Source organism: Pseudoflavonifractor sp. (assembly GCF_050943825.1).
Classification (GTDB): Bacteria; Bacillota; Clostridia; order Oscillospirales; family Oscillospiraceae; genus Pseudoflavonifractor.
The window spans coordinates 77,858-96,307 of the sequence record NZ_JBMNPX010000007.1 but is presented as its reverse complement, the minus strand read 5'-3'; the positions used below and the strand labels follow the sequence as shown (position 1 = coordinate 96,307).

Below are 18,450 nucleotides of genomic sequence, written 5' to 3'. Positions count from 1 at the left end.
GGTGGAGCTGAATTTGTTTGAGGACCAGCTGTACCTGGCCACCTGGACCGAGCATGAGCTGGGAGGCCGCGGAAAGGCCAGACTGGTCATCGAGCCGATCCAGTGCTTTGGCAGCACCCGGGCCAGGACGCTGGAGATGACGGTATATCCGGCCCAGGACTACCGGCCCAGGAAGCTGGAGACCCGGCTTCCCGAGGGGCTGTACCGCTATTTTCTCTCCGACTGCGACAGCGGCGAGGCCCTGACGCCGCCGCAGGAGGTGTTCTTCGGCCGGCAGAAGAGCGTGGAGCTCCGGATGGAGCGGGAACAGGGCGGATTCAAGCGGGTTGTCATTACCAGCCCGCTGCCCCTGCGGGCGGGGGACTGCAGCCTGGACTACGGCGTGTTCGGCGCCGTGCCCCTGCCGGAGGCCAGGGACATGGGAGAGCGGTATGAGATATCCTTCCTGCTGCGGACCCGGCGGGAGCTGCCGGTGAAGCTGAGCTGGACGGAGTCCCTGAAGAAAATCCTGGTGCTGCCGGAAAAACTGGAGGATATCTCTGACCGGCCGTGACAGGCAGAGGAGAGAGGAGAGCAACGATGGAGTGTATCTGTCCCTACTGCGGAAAGAAGAGCAAGAGCCATGAGCTGTGCTTTGACCTGAGCGAGCAGTTCAAAAAATGGAAGGATCTGTACTTTGTCGGGTGTACACAGGAGGAGAAGGAGCGGTTTTACGGTGCCTTTGACGGCCTGGTGAACTACTGGCACAATCAGGGCCACGGCCCCACGTTCTACTGCGAGGCAGAGCTGCTGGCGTATTCGGGCCAGCTGACCGACACCGGAGCCCAGGGCGTGTCCAGGGGCATGCTGGAGATTCTGGCATCCATATGGAAGGAGAGACTGCGTGAAAAACGGGGCGAGGTGCCGGCCGAGTACCGGGATCTGCTGGAGTTCATTCGGGGCAACAGCTTTGCCGCCCAGAAATATATGATGCGCCTGGAGGTGCAGTACTACAAGGAGGGGGACGGGGATGTGCGGATCACCGCCATCCGCGACGCCAAGGGCAACATGATCGCCGACCAGCGGCACTGTCCCCACTGCGGCGGCGTCATGTCCTACTGGGCCGGGCGGTATCCCGAGGTGGTGCTCACTGTGCTGGGCGGGCCCCGCATCTCCAAGTCCACCGCCCTGGCGGCCTGTGCCGACGTATTCATCCATGACCGGGCGGCCTGCGCCATCAGCTGGGAGAGCTACGGCGTGCGCACAGTGGATGGCGGCGAGGTGCGGGAGAAGGGCGATAAGAGCTGGATTCAGTTTGAAGCCAACTGCCTGGAGCCTTACAGCGCCAACAGGAAGGTTGCAGCCACCAAGACCGGCAGCATGGAGGCCATTCCCCGCTTCTCCGTGCTGGTACGCATCGGCCAGAAGACCAACCTGATTCTCACGGTTGTGGACCTGCCCGGTGAGTACAGCCTGGACCGGGAGCGGCTGGGCGTGTCCGACGCCATCTTCAAGGAGTATCAGAACTTTTATCAGAACGTGGACTGCGTCTGGTACTGTACCGACGAGCTGGAGCTGCGCCAGATCAGCATCCGGGACGAGGACAAGGCCGACCAGGCCAAGTACGGATACAGTGCGGGACGGCAGGCCACGCCCACCAATGAGCTGATAGCCCGCATGAGCCAGCTGGCCACCCTGTTCCGTCCCAATGTGCCGGTGGTATTCCTGCTGGGCAAGAGCGACACCATTGAGTCCCAGGGGCGGATCAGCTCCATCCTGTACCGGGACGGCTACCGTCCCGGCGCCACCGGCGATTGGCTGGACGTGGAGGGAAAGCAGCGCACCATTCTGCGGGCCAAGGACTTCTGTGACAGGGCCCACCAGCTGCGCGCCTACCTGCGGGAGCAGAACCTCCGGCTCATTGAGCAGTTTGAGACCCATTTTCCCGTCCACACCTTCCTGGCCACCTCCAACTATGGCCACGGCTTCCGGGAGGACGGAACCCCCACCGGAGAGAAGCGTCCCTTCCAGACCGAGGCGCCCTTCCTGTGGATGCTGGCCATGCTTGGCTACCTGCCGGTGTCGGAAGGGAACACAGAGTATTACACTATGAACCGGGAGGGCCGGAAGGACGCGGACCAGCTGAGCTGGGAGAATCTAGGTATGTACGGCCGGAGTGCCGGAGGCTACCGCTCTCACGGAAACCGCCATGGCGGCGGAGGCGGCCTGCTGGGCGGCCTGTTCGGAAGGAGGTAAGAGTATGAGCGGAAAACAGTTGGCGGGTGAAATCCTGAAGGGACACGCCGGACAGTACCGCAGCTTCTCCTGTCCTGCGGGGGTGCTGACCCGTGAGGAGGAGGAACAGTGCCTTAGCGGCACACTGCCGGGGGACCGGAGCCGGGGGAACCAGACCCTGCGGTGCGTCACCTGCGGCAGCCGGCGTCTGCTGGTGTCGGGGTACAGCGCCGCCCAGAAGAGCAGCTCGGTGGACGCGGTCTATCAGCACGCGGCCTTCTTTGAAAATTTCCACCAGTGGTTTGAGAGCGGTACTGCTCATGAGCTGGCCTTCTTCCGCTTCGCGGGGGAGGAGGACTTCCAGAGCGTAGCCGATCAGCGGACACAGCTGAGCAGCGGCTGGCCCCGCCGGGGGGCCGGCCTGCGGGAGACCCTGTGCCAGCTCTCTCTCACGCCGGACCAGCAGGCGGACCTGGCCTGCTGCTGTCTCTCCAGGGGTATGACCAACGACTTCGGCAGCCTGGTCATCCTGATCCCGGGCAGCGAGGACTATGCCGCCTGCTGCCGTACCGTAATGGAACGCATTCTCAGCTGCGTGCCCACCGGCCTGTGGCGCTATCTCAGCTTTTCCACCAACCCGGACGAGATGGGCAAGCGGAGCTTTGCGGTTCTCTTTGCCCCGGAGGGCACTGCGGTGCGGGCCGGGGGGCGGACCGCCATCCGGCTGGATGACAGCACATGGCCGGTGAGCCACAGCCTCCGGCCCGAGACGGCGGAGCTTATCCACGCTGCGGCGTTCAATCCGGAGATACTCCGGACCGTTGCCAGAGAGCTGGAGCGGGACGAGGCGCTGGAACGGCTGACGGAGGAACGCTATGTCAACTTCTGGCGGCAGTATCAGCTCAGACTGAAGCCTCTGGACTGCGCCGCGCTCAAGCAGTACTGCGGCCAGCTGGGCCAGCATCTCAGCGAGCGGGAGCGGAGCAGGCTGGAGGAGGAGGTCCGTGCCCGCCTGACTACGCCGGGCACGCTGGAGGGCGCTCTGCGGCAGGATGAAGCCCTGCTCAGGGCCACCGGTCCGGAGGAGCTGGACCAAGGGCTTGCGGCCTATGAGACGGTCTTTCGCGTCCTGGGCCGGGGACTGGACAAGGTATTCTCAGCCGAGCTGCTCAACCGTATCCTGACCTCGGGACAGCCCACACTGGAACAGCTTGTTGGAGACGCGCAGCGGCTGGACCGCTGCCGCAGCGCCGGTGAGGACGGCGTTTTGGACAAGGCGGCGGTGCGGGAGCGCCGGGAAGTGCTGCGCCGTGAGACGGAGGCGGCCAACCGCCGCCGCCAGGAGGAGTTCGAGCGGGCCATTCCGGCCGGATGGGACTGGAACCGGCTGCGGACGCTGGTGGAGCAGCTGAAGCCCTGCCAGGAGAGTGTCCGGTACAGCTGTCTGAGCAAGCTCGCTCAGCTGGCGGCAGACCATCTGGAGCGCTCCGGACTGTCTGAGAGCAGTGTGCGGGAGTTTTACGCCCAGGCATCCGGCCTCGTGGGACGAGGCGCCGAGCTTGCGCCGCTGGAGAAGTGGTATCAGAGCTGGCAGCAGCAGCTGGAGGAGCGGCGGAAGATGCTGGACAGCATGACCAGCTACCGGGCCTATCTGGAGATGGAGAAGCAGGACGAGGAATGCCTGTACCGCCTTCTGGACTATTTTGAAGACAACGGCTATCGTGACGCAGGCGTGGCCGAGCTGCTCCAGGCGGCGGAGCTGAAGTGGGGCGAGGCCTGGCCCCGCCTGCTGGACCGGCTGACGGAGCTGTTCAAGGTTCTGCGGGGGAAACAGCGGCTGGGCGTGTGGCTGGAGACCGGGAAGAACTGGGCGGCGCTGTACTCCGAGCTGCTGGCCTGCCGGATGATCGAGCAGAAGGTGGGCGAGATCAAGCTGCATCTCTGGTATCAGGATGCCGGAGAGGCAAGAAGTGTGAGGCTGACCAAGGTGCTGGAGACAGTGGAGATGCTCCAGCCGGTGGTGCTGGACGGCAAGCGGGACACGGACGGCTGGTACGACCGGGAGGTACTTCGGGCCCTGCTGGACTCCGGTATGATACACCCGGAGGATGAGGAAATCCTGCGGGATGTACTGGACACCAGAGACCTCGACCTGTTGGGCAGGGATACAGGCCGCAGAAACGGAAAACACGTCAAAAAGCAGAGAAAGCTGCGCCCCGCTTTTGTAGCCCTTATGCTCTCCGCGGCCGCACTTCTCTTGGTGATTGGTATGGCACTCGGCCTGCTTATATCTTCGGCAACAGCGCAGCCCCAGCCCTCCGAAACGCCGGGCACGGAGCAGAGCGGCGAACCCGCTCCCCGGCCCAGCCACTCGGAGGACGTGGAATCCACCCCGGCACCCTCGGAGAGTGAGAAGCAGGTGGTGCCCTCTCAGCAGGTGAGTGCCAGTCCCTCTCCCAGCCAGAGCGGGGGAATGGTAACGCCCAGACAGCCTGAGCCCTCTGACTCCATACGGGAGGACAGCGGGACAGACACTGTAAAGCCGCGGCAATCCTCTTCAGCGGACGACACGGAATAAAAAGAAGACACCAGAGACTGCGGATACGGGCAGTCTCTGGTGTCTTTTCATTTTGAAGCGGGAAGGTTCAGCGCTCTTTGAGCAGCTTGTTCAGCTCTTCCATAAAGGTGCTGATGTCCTTGAACTGACGGTATACGGATGCGAAGCGGACATAGGATACCTCGTCCACGTCCTTGAGCTTTTCCATCACCAGCTCACCGATGCGGGCAGAGGGGATTTCGCGGTCCATCTCATTCTGGAGGGTGAGCTCGATTTCGTCAGCGATGCGGCTGAGGGTATCAAAGGGGACGGTCCGTTTCTCACAGGCGCGGATCATACTGTTGAGCAGCTTACTCTTGTCAAAGGTCTGGCGGCTGCCGTCCTTCTTTATTACCACCATGGGCAGGCTCTCCATGGTCTCATAGGTAGTGAAGCGCTTGTGGCACACCAGGCATTCCCGGCGGCGGCGGATGCTGGCGCCCTCGTCTGAGGGGCGGGAGTCCACAACCTTGCTCTCGGGGTTGGAACAGAAGGGGCATCTCATGGCCGACTCCTCCTATCTGAAATATGTCGTGGGGCTCGTCTCAATAAGTATAACACGGGCTGGACAAATGTGGTATTACTTCTTTGGAAAAAATTTTGTCCAGAGTGAAGTTTTTGAGTATAGGGCCCGGTGTACAGGGGGAATAATAGGTCCAGTGAAAGCGAGGTGAGCTTTATGCAGAACGAAAAGCAGAACAAAACCAACATGGGTCCTCAGGATAAGACCAATGGTCAGAATCCTCAGAACAAGAAGAAGGACCAGGCTCAGAACAAGAGCAACCGTCCCGAGCAGTACTAAGCCGCAGCCGGAGCCGTCCGGAGGCGAGGCACAGGCCTCACTTCCGGACGGCTTTTTGCCGGAGAAAAGCGGGGAAAAAGGCATAAAAACAGCCCAAAAGAGCCTGATAGATTCCAGTGCAAAAAAAATAAAAAAATTTCAAAATTCTTCTTGACAAATCTCGAGGTTCTGGTATAATAAATCCTGCGCTTGCGAGTGAGCGAAACGAAATAGCGGGATTGTGTAAGGGTAGCACGACAGACTCTGACTCTGTTTGTGAGGGTTCGAATCCTTCTCCCGCTGCCAAAAGAAGTCTGGAATCAAACGATTCCAGATTTCTTTTTTTTCAAAAACAATCAGAGGCCGGTATCCTTTCTCTGTGGAAGGATACCGGCCTCTGATTATATGATACATATCATGCTAGAGAATGTTTTTCAGCGAGAGCTGCTCTGCCTCATAGAGAAGTCTGATTTGGGTGATAAGGCGGGCATTTGCAGCGGAGTACTCACCGCTCTCCTCGCAGGTGATAAATTCCCCTACCTCCTGAAATCCGCTGTTGATATCATCGGTATCCGCATGCCGGAGGAGCACATGAAGGTACAGCGTGTGGGATTCCCAGTCCCGGAAGGCTTCTTCCGTGAGCCGGGCAGCCTCATCCCAGTTGCCGGCCTCGGCCCAGGCCTCCGCCTGGGTGAGCTGGTCGGCGAGGGAAGCGGTGAGACGGTCCAGATAACCGGCATTGTACAGCGTGGCGGCGAAAAGGGCGGCCAGAATACCACATGCAATCCAAAGCCGTTTCATTTGGCAGTCACATCCTTTGCCGCCAGATAGATTTGATTCTGCCCGTCCACAGTGAGCAGAAATACATCTCCGGCGGAGGTTATCTTGTGGGCAGCCAGCTGCCGATCCAACCAGGTGCGGTTAAGCCCTCTGGCACGGAGATTGTGGTCCAGAATCCGTCCGTCATTGATGATGACCAGCGGCAGCCCTGGCTCCGCTGTCTGTATGCCCATTTGACTGGCTGTTACAGGCAGCTCACCGGCCCGGGGCAGAACGGAAATTTGCCCGTTTGTCTCCAGAATGGCGTATTTAACCGTATTGATGTCGGAGACACCCTTCATTCGCAGTTCTTCCATCAATTCATCCACAGTGAAGCGGTTCTTTTTCATTTCCTTTTGCAGAATTTTTCCGTCCTCCACAATGATGCTGGGCCTTCCACAGATGATGGCCCGAAAACGCACACTGCGCATGGTGAGCACTGAGATGATCATAGTAATACACAGCAGCGTCAGAATAGGGATAATACCGGAGAGAAGAGGGATACCGAAGTCCTGCATGGGTACAGCGGCCAGGTCTGCGATGATAAGGGCCAGCACCAGCTCTGATGGCTCCAGTTCACCCACCTGCCGTTTGCCCATCAGCCGCACTCCGGCGATAATCAGCAGATAGAGAATGATGGTGCGCAGAAAGGCAATGACCATGAGAAAACCTCCCAAAGACAGCTCGATTAAAGTCAGTATCACCGCCCGGCGGCATAATATGCAGGGAAAAGAAACGGTAACGAAAAATAAGAAAATAAAAGAAAAAATTTCCAAAACTTTTTTTAAAATGTGACCAAAATGTAACTCTTGTATGGTATAGTGGGTTCACAGACGGAAGAGAAAAGTAAGGTACCGTGTTTTTTGTTCCTGAAAGGGACGAAAAGGTACTGAAAATGAAGGAATTCTTCCGGTAACGAAAGGGCAAACCGGCCGAAAGACCGGGACGCAAAGTCAGGAGGCTAAAGCGGCGCGCCCTGTCCGCCATGCCCGTCCGACTGCCGCATTTTCAACCTCAAGGATTGAAAGGGGAATTGAAACATGTTGGCAAAGAAGTGTAAGAAATTGGTGGCGATGCTGCTGACGCTGAGCCTGGTGCTGGGATTGCTGGGCACTGCCGCTCTGGCAAACGGCACAGAGTCCTCCGGCGGAAACCCGGGTCCGGTGACGGAGCAAGGGGTCACGGTGGACAAGACCGCCACACCGCTGGATGAAAACGACAAGACGACCGTCTCCCTGTCTGTGGGCGCGACAGAGGAGAAGGAAAATGTGGCAGTCATGTTCCTGCTGGATAAATCCACCAGCCAGGGCATGCGGGACGAGGCTGCCGCCATGCTGGACGAACTGAAGACCAAAACCAATACCAACATTCTCTATAATGTGGTGATCTTCTCCGGCACGGCGACGGCAACCGGATGGAAGGACATTCAGAATGACGCAGACTTGGAGGACACCAAGGCCAACTTTGTCAACGCTGCAACCACCAGCGGCACCAATATGACCGCCGGTATCCAGAAAGCCCAGTCTGAGCTGACTACCCTTCCTGCGGAGTATGACACCACGTATCTGGTCACCCTCAGCGACGGTATCACCTATGTCTGGGACGAGGACGGTCAGACCTACTGTGTGGCGGTTGCCGGACTCAATGCCAAGGGGGACGCAGTAGAGGGCAGCATCCAGACCGGACCGGACACCTGGACGATGCTTCACCCTGTGGACCTGTATCCTCATACAGATAACAGCGCCCGCACGACGGTGGAAAGCCTCTACGGGAGCTTTAGCGCTTTTCTGACGGATGTGGCGTCCAGAATGGAGGCCACCAGACAGGACGGATATGTAAAGGCATATGGTGCGGACGGATCCTACGATAAGACCTCCTATGTCACTACCTACATCTATCAGGGTTGGGAGGAACAACAGGCTGTGGCTGAGGATACCTACGCCTGTGGTCCGGAGTTTGCCCTGTACTATGCCGCCACTGGTTATACCACGCTGGCCGCTCAGTTTGACAAGAGCTTTGCCTATGCCGTGCCCGAACTGGACGGCAACGGCGCGGACAATACCTCCAACTGGGAGAACTACCCCTGGGGCCAAGAGCTGATGAACTACTGCCAGTCCCAGAGCACCAATTCCGGTGAGGGCAGCATCTCTAATGCCAATGCGAAAGAGATTTTTTCCGGGATTAAGGACGCGATTCTGTATACCATCCAGAGCGGCTCTGTGACCGATATCATTGGGGACGATTTTGACCTGAGCGGTCTGGACACTGTTAAGCTGACCGTGGGCGGCACTGAGCTGACCGGAACGGCAGATGCGGAGAATGAGAACCTGATCAACTTCGGCACAGCCGATAAGCAGGGCGTCTATCCCTACACTGTGGAGTACAAGCCTGCCACTGATACGGAGAAGGAACAGCTGGTGTGGACCATCAACGTCCCCGTGGAGAGTGCCGCGGGCGTGAAGCTCTCCTACGGCCTGACGCTGGTCAATAAGGCCGAGGAGCCGGGCGACTATACTGTGCCCACCAATGAGAGCGCTGTTCTGAACTACACCTCTACGGAAGGCGGCAGCGGCACCGTGGCTTTCCCTGTGCCCCAGCTGACCTATACCATAGAGGATGAGGGTGGAAATCCTGATCCCGATCCTCCCGCTCCTGACTGGGAGGTCTCCAAGTCCAAGACGGCCACCAACCTGAACTCCAGTTATGAATCCCAGATTACCCTGTCCCTGCCTGCGGCAGGCTACGCTCCCAAGATGGATGTGGTATTTGTTGCGGATGGTACATCATTCGGTCGGTGGAATACATATAAGAATAATATAAAAAGCGTTTTGGAACAGTTGAAGCAAAAGGAAAATCTTGATATTTGTGTGGGACTGGTCACTTTTGGAAATACAGCAAGCGACACAGTTCCGCTGAAAACATTGGAGGAATTTAACCTCCCCGGTTTCATCTTTGCTAGTTCTGGAACCAATATTCAGGCCGGTGTACGGGCTGGCAGAGAGATGCTGGCTTCCGGGCGTGATGACGCAGAGAAGTATCTCATTCTGCTGACAGACGGCGGTGCCTTCTACTGGCTGGATGAAGATGGCGCTTCTGTGACGAAGCCGTATAAAAGTGGACGGTTCTTCGACAGCACTGCCCAGGAAGACTCCCATATGTATAATAATAATCTGACTGGGATGTACAGCATAGCGTCTGGAAGCTTTGCTGCTTTCCGGGAGCAGTACGGAACGCAGGTGGAGGCCTTTAACAAGTCCGCTACTGTATGCACAAAGGGCACAAAAGAGGACGGAATGGGCGACGCATACATTTACAGCACCTCGGACTGGAGCAACAAGGAGGTCTATCCCTTCACCAACATGGAGCAGGGCACCTATAATGCCTCTCAGGAGATGGTGGAGGCTGCGGCGGATGGTGTGCATTTAATTACAGTCGGTGCCTATGACTATTATCCGGATCAAGCAGCGGTACACACGGTTTCCAATCTCTTCCTGGATTGGACGGGTGAGGTTGGCGATCTGTATAAGGTCAATACGGGAGACGCTGATGACTCCATGGAAAAAGCGTTTGCCGGAGTTCAGGACAGCCTGATCCAGCTGGTGGATGCCGGGTCCAAGGTAGTGGACGTTATTGGCTACGGCGACGACTACAATTTCGACTTTGTCAACAGCATCGACAAGCTGACCCTCACCGAGGGCGGAGTTGCTCTGGATAAGGTCAAGATTGACGACACCACCTACGGCTTCGGCCCGATTGAGGAGAACGGAACCACCACCTATCGCTATGTCCTGCACTACTATGCTGACGGGGCCACCGACGAACAGACCAGCGGCAACGGACAGGTGGAGGACGAGTACATCGTGTGGGAGATCAACGTGCCTGTGACCAAGGATGCCACTGTCCAGCTCACCTACTCCGTAAAGCTGACCAACCCCAAGACTGCTGCTGGTACCTACGGCCAGTATGACGCTGACGGCAGCAAGGGCTACGACGGCCTGTACACCAACAACAGCGCGGTGCTCTATCCCGTGGACTCTCTGGGCAATGTGGGCGAGGCGGAAGAATTCGGCAAGCCCACCGTGTCCTACACCGTCAGCGGCGGTGGCGGCGGCTCCAGCTATGACTATTACACTGTCACGGTCAACTATCTGGACAAGGAGACCGGTGACAAGATTGCTGAGAGCTATAAGACGCCCAGCCGCATTGAGGGCAGCCGCTATGATGTCACCGAGTATGACGCCATTGCCATTGACGGCTACACCTACGACAGCACCAGCGGCGACGCGCTGAGCGGTGTCCTCAACAGCAATAAAGTCATCAATGTGTACTATGTGGCCGAAGAGACCGACATTGATGACGGCCAGACCCCCGGCGGCGGCGATCCGGATATCCCCACCGACCCCACGGATCCCACTGACCCGACCGATCCGACTGATCCCACTGATCCTACCGATCCCGGTGAGGAAGTGGATATCGGCGACGGCGAGACGCCCACCGGCAACCTGCCCCAGACCGGCACCACCGTCAACCCGCTGTATGTGGCGGGCATGCTGATGCTGGCTCTGTCCATGGCTTCCGCCGGTACTGCGGGCATTATCCTGCTCAAGCGTAAGGAGAACTAACCGCAGAGAGCGCCGGAACAAATCCAAACAGCAGACGGGAGCGCCTGAGTTCAGGCGCTCCCGTTTTTTATTCCAGGTTGACGGGCAGAGGAGAAGCACATAAAATAGGGGACAAATACACCGGGGAGGTGCTTCCCATTACAAAGAGAAAAAAGAGACTGATCTGCGCCGGAGCAGCAGCGGCTGTTGTGGTAGGGTTGGCGGCGGGACTGGACAGCCGGCTGACGGTGCCCCATTATCAGATAGAGAGTGAAAAGCTCAGCGGAGGCGTGCGGGTGGCCCTGATCACCGATCTCCACTGCTGTGACTACGGCCAGGGCCAGCGGGAGCTGCTGGACGCAGTGGCGGCAGAGGAGCCCAATTTGGTGCTGCTGGGAGGCGACATTGTGGACGACGACCCCAGCCTGCCGGTGGAGAACGCCTACACGGTGGTGAAGGCGCTGGCGGAGCAGTACCCCACCTACTATGTCACCGGAAACCACGAGTTCTGGAGCGGCCAGGTGGAGGAGATCAAGGAAACTATGGCGTCCTGCGGAGCGGTTGTGCTGGCGGGAGCCTGGGAGGACGTGACGATTAACGGCCAGAACCTGCGCATCTGCGGCGTGGACGACCCGGCGGTGGGGACGGTGGAGTGGAAAACACAGATGACCCGGGTGGGTGAGGCGGCGGACGGGAGCCGGTTCACCATCCTGGTGACCCACCGGCCCGAGCGGGTGGAGACATACATACAGTATGGGTTCGACCTGACGGTGGCAGGCCACGCCCACGGCGGCCAGTGGCGGCTGCCCGGACTCATCAACGGCCTGCTGGCCCCCAACCAGGGGCTGTTCCCCAAGTACGCCGGAGGAGTTTATGACCTGAACGGGCAGACCATGGTGGTCAGCCGGGGACTGGCCAGAGAGAGCACCCGGATTCCCCGGATCTTCAACCGGCCTGAGCTGGTGGTGCTGGAGCTGGGGCCGGAAGCGGGGATGTGAGCAAAAAGATTTTTTGCTTCATACAAAGAAATTGTATAAAAGAGGCCGGTTTCACAGCAAAAAAGCCAGATTATAGGCTATCTTTTGTATAAAATTACGATTTTCATTCATACTGAAAAAAGACAGTTGCCCAAAACCGGGCAAGTAGAGTACAATCAATGGGATAACAGGCTGTCAGAGCGCCCACCGGCCCCAGTACCGGCGGACGGAGCAATGGAAAGGGAACCGAAACGGTTCCCTTTCGTGTAGCATTGAGGGATTTCCGCGCTCTGACGGCTGAACGATAGGAACGAAAGGCGTGATACAAGCGATGAAAGCGACCTTGATCCTGGCCAACGGCATGACCTTTACGGGCCGCAGCATCGGCTCCACCGCAGACCGTGTGTGCGAGATGGTGTTCAACACCTCCATGACGGGCTATCAGGAGATTCTGACCGATCCCTCTTACGCCGGACAGGGCATTGTGATGTCCTATCCCCTTATCGGCAATTACGGCGTGAACCACGAGGACAACGAGTCCTCCCGTCCCTGGGCGGAGGCCTTCATTGTCCGTCACCTCACCACCCGTGGCAGCAATTTCCGCTGTGAGGGCGGCCTGAACGAGTACCTGAAACAATATGATATCACCGGTATTGAGGGCGTGGACACCCGCGCGCTGACCAGAATACTCCGCAGCGAGGGGACCATGAACGGCATGATCACCTGTGCGGAGCATTTTTCTGTCCAGGATTGCCTGGAGAAGATCAAGGCCTACCGGGTGCAGGGCACCGTGGAGGCCGTGACCCGCAAGGCGCCCCAGGTGTATCCCGCCATGGGAGAGCAGCAGCTGCGGGTAGCCCTGATGGACTTCGGCGTGAAGGAGAACATGATCCGCTGCCTCCAGAAGCGTGGGTGCCAGGTCACCGTCTATCCCGCCCACACGCCCGCTGAGACCGTCCTCACCGGCGGCTTTGACGGCGTGATGCTGTCCAACGGCCCCGGCGACCCGGCGGACAACACCGCCATCATCGAAGAGGTGAAGAAGCTCTATCAGTCCGACCTGCCTCTGTTCGCCGTCTGCCTGGGCCACCAGCTGCTGGCGCTGGCCACCGGCGCCGAGACCCGGAAGATGCGCTTTGGCCACCGGGGCGGCAACCACCCGGTGAAGGACCTGGAGCACGGCCGGGCTTATATCACCAGCCAGAACCACGGCTACGTGGTCACCAAGGAGAGCGTGAACCCGGAGGTGGCCGAGATCTCCCATGTGAACGTGAACGAGGGCAGCGTGGAGGGCCTGAAGTACAAGCGGCCCAACTGCTTCACCGTCCAGTTCCACCCGGAGGCCTCCCCCGGACCCATGGATACCGAGTATCTGTTTGACAACTTTGTGGACATGATGAAGCAGAAGGGAGGGGCGCGGTAATGCCCAAGAATCCGAATATCAAGAAGGTGCTGGTGCTGGGCTCCGGCCCCATTGTCATCGGTCAGGCCGCTGAGTTCGACTACGCCGGCACCCAGGCCTGCCGCGCCCTGAAGGAAGAGGGCGTGGAGGTGGTGCTGGTCAACTCCAACCCCGCCACCATCATGACCGACAAGGACATTGCCGACCATGTGTATATTGAGCCCCTGAACATCGCCAGCGTGGAGCAGGTCATCGAAAAGGAGCGTCCCGACTCCATTCTGCCCACCCTGGGCGGTCAGACCGGCCTGAACCTGGCCATGAACCTCCACGAGCAGGGCATCCTGCAGAAGTACGGCGTCCGCCTGCTGGGCACCAGCCCTGAGTCCATCCGCAAGGCGGAGGACCGCCAGGGTTTCAAGGACGCCATGGAGGCCATCGGCCAGCCCTGCGTCACCTCCGACGTGGTGGAGAGCGTGGAGGACGCCGTGGCCTTCGCCGGCAGCATCGGCTACCCCGTCATCGTCCGTCCCGCCTACACCCTGGGCGGCACCGGCGGCGGCATCGCCTACGACGAGCCCTCCCTCCGGGAGATCGCCGACCGGGGCATCCACCTGAGCCGTGTGGGCCAGGTGCTCATCGAGCGGTGCATCTCCGGCTGGAAGGAGATCGAGTTCGAGGTCATGCGGGACTCCGCTGGCAACGTGATTCAGATCTGCTCCATGGAGAACATCGACCCCGTGGGTGTCCACACCGGCGACTCCATCGTGGTGGCCCCCACCCAGACCCTGGCCAACAAGGAATTCCAGATGCTCCGTAAGGCCTCCCTGGACATTATCTCCGCCCTGGAGATTGAGGGCGGCTGCAACGTGCAGCTGGCTCTGAACCCCGACTCCTTCGAGTACGCGGTCATCGAGGTCAACCCCCGCGTGAGCCGCTCCTCCGCCCTGGCCTCCAAGGCCACCGGCTACCCCATCGCCAAGGTGGCCGCCAAGATCGCCCTGGGCTACACCCTGGACGAGATCCCCAACGCCGTTACCGGCAAGACCACCGCCTGCTTCGAGCCCACCCTGGACTACTGCGTACTGAAGATTCCACGCCTGCCCTTCGACAAGTTCACCACCGCCAGCCGCACTCTGGGCACCCAGATGAAGGCCACCGGCGAGGTCATGGCCATCGGCAACTCCTTCGAGGGCGCCCTGATGAAGGCCATCCGCTCCCTGGAGCTGCCGGTGAAGTCCCTGCGCCTGCCCGGCCTGGACGAGCTGTACACCGAGGAGATTGAGGAGCGACTGGTGAACATCGACGACCAGCGGCTCTTCGTGGTGGCCGAGGCCCTGCGCCGCGGCTTCTCCCCTGAGAAGATCAACAAGATTACCAAGTACGACCTGTGGTTCCTGGACCGGTTCCAGAACATCGTGGACATGGAGGACAAGCTGGACCACGGCCATCTGGACGCCGACACCCTCCGTCAGGCCAAGGAGATGGGCTTCTCCGACGCCTGGATCGCCGCCCTGTCCGGCAAGGAGCGGAAGGAGATCAAGGCCCTGCGGGAGAGCATGGACATTGTCCCTGCCTTCAAGATGGTGGATACCTGCGCCGCCGAGTTTGAGGCCCAGACGCCCTATTACTACTCCTCCTACGATGAGGAGAACGAGGCGGTGGACGGCCTCCACCTGCCCAACGTGGGCGAGCTGGCCCCCCACATCCCCGAGGCGCCCTACCTGTCCGCCGCCACCGCCGCACCTCACCGCACCGAGGGCGCGCCCGAGCGGAAGAAGGTGCTGGTGCTGGGCTCCGGCCCCATCCGTATCGGCCAGGGCATCGAGTTTGACTACTGCTCCGTCCACTCTGTCTGGGCCTTCAAGCGCCTGGGCTATGAGACCATTATCATCAACAACAACCCCGAGACCGTGTCCACCGACTTCGACGTGGCCGACAAGCTCTACTTCGAGCCCCTGACCCCCGAGGACGTGGAGGCCGTTGTGGAGCTGGAGAAGCCCTGGGGCGCTGTGGTCCAGTTCGGCGGCCAGACCGCCATCAAGCTGGCCCAGGCCCTCACCGACATGGGCGTGCCCATCCTGGGCACCCCGGCCGACGGCGTGGACGCCGCCGAGGACCGGGAGCGGTTTGACGAGATTCTGGAGCAGTGCGGCATTCCCCGCGCCAAGGGCCAGACCGTGTTCACCACCGAGGAGGCCCTCGCCGCCGCCCGGGAGCTGGGCTACCCGGTGCTGGTCCGGCCCTCCTACGTGCTGGGCGGCCAGGGCATGGAGATCGCCTACTCCGACAAGAACATCATCGACTTCATGAAGATCATCAACATGACCGTCCAGGAGCACCCCATTCTGGTGGACAAATACCTGATGGGCCGGGAGCTGGAGGTGGACGGCGTGTTCGACGGGGAGGACATCCTGCTCCCCGGTATCATGGAGCACGTGGAGCGCTCCGGCGTCCACTCCGGCGACTCCATCGCCGTCTATCCGCCCCTCCACCTGGAGGACAAGCACAAGGACATGATCCTGCGCTACACCCGGGATATGGCCAGGCACCTGGGAGTCATCGGCCTCATCAACGCCCAGTATATCCTCTACAACGACGAGATTTACGTCATTGAGGTCAACCCCCGCTCCTCCCGCACCATCCCCTATATCTCCAAGGTCACCGGCGTGCCCATCATTGACCTGGCCACCAAGGTCATGCTGGGTCAGAAGCTGAAGGACCTGGGGTACGGCACCGGCATCTACCCCGAGGCCAGCTACTACGCCGTGAAGATGCCCGTGTTCTCCTTCGAGAAGCTGACCGACGTGGACACCGGCCTTGGCCCTGAGATGAAGTCCACCGGCGAGTGCCTGGGTCTGGCGGAGTCCTTCCCCCAGGCCCTGCTGAAGGCCTTCAAGGGCGCCAACATGAAGGTGCCCAAGCGGGACGGCCGGGTCATCGTCACCGTGAAGGACGAGGACAAGGGCGAAATCGTGGGTATTGCCCGTGGCATGGCCGATATGGGCATTGAGATTCTGGCCACCTCCGGCACAGCCGACGCCCTGGAGGCCGCGGGTGTTCAGTGCCGCTGTGTGGCTCGTGTGTCCGAGGCCCACCCCAACATCCTGGACATGATCGCCTCCGGGTCTGTGGACCTGGTCATCAACACCCCCACCCGGGGCCGCAAGCACAGCTCCGACGGCTTCAAGATCCGCCGCTCCGCCGTGGAGCACTCTGTGCCCTGCGTCACCGCTGTGGACACCGCACGGGCTATCCTCACCGTCCGGGAGCAGGGCCGCAGCGCCGACCTGCGCCCCATCGATATCACCACCATCTGAACAAAAATTCCGCGCCGGATGATTTATCCGGCGCGGAACTTTTGTTGGCGCAGGCAAATTTGACGGATAGCTCCTTTAAGGTTCTGATATTAAGCACAGAGCAGGATGTCAAAAGGAGCTCTCCATCAATAATATTATATTTTTAAGAAAACTGGAGGAACGGGTATGGAGCAGGCCTTTAACCCCTATCTTCCCAGCTGGGAGTATGTCCCCGACGGTGAACCCCATGTGTTTGGCGACCGGGTATATGTCTACGGCTCCCACGACCGGTTCGGCGGCCCTCTCTTCTGTATGAATGACTACGTCTGCTGGTCCGCTCCTGTGAAGAATCTGAGGGACTGGCGGTATGAGGGTATCATCTACCGCAAGAATCAGGACCCTATGAACAAGAAAGGCCGGCGGTGCCTGTACGCGCCTGACGTGACTCAGGGCCCGGATGGACGCTATTATCTCTACTATGCCATTGACTTTCTGGGCGTTATGTCAGTGGCGGTGTGCGATACTCCGGCGGGCGAGTACCAGTTCCACGGCCATGTGAAATTCAAAGACGGCCACATCTGGGGTACCAAATCGGGGGAACCCTTTCCCTTTGACCCGGGCGTGCTCACCGATGATGACGGACGGGTCTGGCTCTACTCCGGTTTTGCCACCAAGGTGCCCGCCGTGGCCTCCGGGTTCCACAATCTGACCAACTCGGGTGGCGTGGTGCTGGAGCTGGAGCCGGATATGGTCACCATCAAGTCCGGGCCTGACCTGCTCTTCCCCACTAAGGGGAAGCCGGGTGCCTTTGAGAACCACGCCTTCTTTGAGGCCAGCTCCATTCGAAAGGTGGACGGACAGTACTGCTTTGTCTACTCCTCCCAGCACAACCACGAGCTGTGCTACGCTATGGGACCCAGCCCCAGAGGGCCCTTCACCTTCGGCGGTACCCTAGTGGACATTGGCGACCTGTTCCTGGACGGCAGAACCGACGAGACCCGGGCGGCCAACTACCTGGGCAACACCCATGGGGGCATTGTGGAAGTGGGTGGCCAGTGGTACGTGTTCTATCACCGCCAGACCAACCGGCACTCCTATTCCAGACAGGCCTGCGCTGAGAAGCTGGAGCGGCGGCAGGACGGCGGCTTCCGCCAGGCGGAGGTCACCTCCTGCGGCCTCAACGGCGCACCACTGAAAGGCAGCGGCCGGTATCCGGCCCGAATTGCCTGCAACCTGTGGAGCGGAAAAGGGAGTGCACGGTACGATATCCGGTTCCCACGGCTCCGGCTTGCTGCTCACCCCTATTTCACCCAGGAGGGGAAGGATGGCGAGGAGCGGGACAGCCAGTATCTGGCCAACATGCGGGACGGAGCGGTGGCCGGCTTCAAGTATTTTAACTGCAGGGGGCTGAAATTTGTGTCCGCAGAACTGCGGGGTCACGCCAGCGGTGAGCTATTGGTGTCCGACACGCCGGATTTCAAGGCTCCGGCAGCCAAAATTTCGGTGAATCTCAATTCAAATGCCTGGAAGGAGTTGGGTGCTCCCTGCACAATTCCCAACGGCACCCGGGCATTGTATTTCAAATTTGCAGGGAAGGGAAGGATTGATTTCCGCTCCTTTGAGCTGATAGACAGGTCATAAAATACGCAAAAACAGGCAGGTCCCGGAAACTCCGGGACCTGCCTGTTTTTTTATGAAATTATTCCCACTCGCTCCTGCCAGAAGTTTTCTAAACAGATTTGCTTATGGGATTTAGCTCAGAGT

General features: G+C 59.6%; 12 protein-coding genes, 1 tRNA gene and 1 riboswitch. Of the genes, 10 read left to right on the top strand and 3 right to left on the bottom strand.

Annotated features, from left to right (window positions below; genetic code table 11):
- The first annotated feature begins 1 nt into the window (after position 1).
- The 3 genes from ACOX7T_RS08385 to ACOX7T_RS08375 are packed head-to-tail and all read left to right on the top strand — an operon-like array spanning position 2 to position 4,792.
- Entirely contained in the window at positions 2-553 is a 552-nt protein-coding gene (locus tag ACOX7T_RS08385) for a hypothetical protein (protein WP_433441722.1), read from the top strand.
- Positions 554-579: 26 nt separating this feature from the next.
- The gene (locus tag ACOX7T_RS08380; protein WP_433441720.1) at positions 580-2,235 is read left to right on the top strand and encodes a hypothetical protein; all 1,656 of its coding nucleotides are present in this window, start codon (positions 580-582) and stop codon (positions 2,233-2,235) included.
- A 4-nt stretch (positions 2,236-2,239) separates the two neighbouring features.
- Positions 2,240-4,792, top strand: a complete 2,553-nt coding sequence (locus tag ACOX7T_RS08375; RefSeq protein WP_433441718.1) for a hypothetical protein — start codon at positions 2,240-2,242, stop codon at positions 4,790-4,792.
- Between the two features lie 67 nt (positions 4,793-4,859).
- On the opposite strand, the gene nrdR is transcribed toward ACOX7T_RS08375, so the two are convergent.
- A complete protein-coding gene (nrdR, locus tag ACOX7T_RS08370) occupies positions 4,860-5,315 on the bottom strand; it encodes a transcriptional regulator NrdR (RefSeq protein WP_433441716.1) in 456 nt (151 codons plus the stop codon).
- 174 nt (positions 5,316-5,489) lie between these two features.
- Here nrdR and ACOX7T_RS08365 point away from each other — a divergent pair, with 174 nt between their 5' ends.
- Together ACOX7T_RS08365 and ACOX7T_RS08360 are read left to right on the top strand one after the other, a co-directional pair.
- Positions 5,490-5,612, top strand: coding sequence for a hypothetical protein (locus ACOX7T_RS08365; RefSeq protein WP_433441714.1), 123 nt, complete (start codon positions 5,490-5,492; stop codon positions 5,610-5,612).
- A 211-nt stretch (positions 5,613-5,823) separates the two neighbouring features.
- Positions 5,824-5,897: transfer RNA gene (locus ACOX7T_RS08360), tRNA-Gln, on the top strand.
- A gap of 114 nt (positions 5,898-6,011) precedes the next feature.
- Here the strand turns inward: ACOX7T_RS08360 and ACOX7T_RS08355 are convergent.
- Positions 6,012-6,392, bottom strand: coding sequence for a DUF4363 family protein (locus ACOX7T_RS08355; protein WP_433441712.1), 381 nt, complete (start codon positions 6,390-6,392; stop codon positions 6,012-6,014).
- Positions 6,389-7,072 carry a DUF421 domain-containing protein gene (locus ACOX7T_RS08350; protein ID WP_433441710.1) on the bottom strand — a complete coding sequence of 228 codons (684 nt, stop codon included), beginning with the start codon at positions 7,070-7,072 and terminating at the stop codon, positions 6,389-6,391. The genes ACOX7T_RS08355 and ACOX7T_RS08350 overlap by 4 nt, the downstream gene beginning before the upstream one ends.
- A 250-nt stretch (positions 7,073-7,322) precedes the next feature.
- Positions 7,323-7,415, top strand: a riboswitch (cyclic di-GMP riboswitch).
- A gap of 35 nt (positions 7,416-7,450) precedes the next feature.
- Here ACOX7T_RS08350 and ACOX7T_RS08345 point away from each other — a divergent pair.
- From ACOX7T_RS08345 to ACOX7T_RS08325, 5 genes are all read left to right on the top strand, one after another.
- On the top strand, positions 7,451-11,032 hold the full coding sequence (locus ACOX7T_RS08345) for a VWA domain-containing protein (protein WP_433441708.1): 3,582 nt from the start codon (positions 7,451-7,453) through the stop codon (positions 11,030-11,032).
- A gap of 188 nt (positions 11,033-11,220) precedes the next feature.
- The gene (locus ACOX7T_RS08340) at positions 11,221-12,009 is read left to right on the top strand and encodes a metallophosphoesterase (RefSeq protein WP_433441706.1); all 789 of its coding nucleotides are present in this window, start codon (positions 11,221-11,223) and stop codon (positions 12,007-12,009) included.
- Between the two features lie 310 nt (positions 12,010-12,319).
- On the top strand, positions 12,320-13,411 hold the full coding sequence (locus tag ACOX7T_RS08335; protein ID WP_277215477.1) for a carbamoyl phosphate synthase small subunit: 1,092 nt from the start codon (positions 12,320-12,322) through the stop codon (positions 13,409-13,411).
- A complete protein-coding gene (carB, locus tag ACOX7T_RS08330) occupies positions 13,411-16,707 on the top strand; it encodes a carbamoyl-phosphate synthase large subunit (protein ID WP_433441704.1) in 3,297 nt (1,098 codons plus the stop codon). The genes ACOX7T_RS08335 and carB overlap by 1 nt, the downstream gene beginning before the upstream one ends.
- Before the next feature lie 165 nt (positions 16,708-16,872).
- Positions 16,873-18,327, top strand: a complete 1,455-nt coding sequence (locus tag ACOX7T_RS08325) for a family 43 glycosylhydrolase (protein ID WP_433441702.1) — start codon at positions 16,873-16,875, stop codon at positions 18,325-18,327.
- The last annotated feature ends 123 nt before the right edge of the window (positions 18,328-18,450 follow it).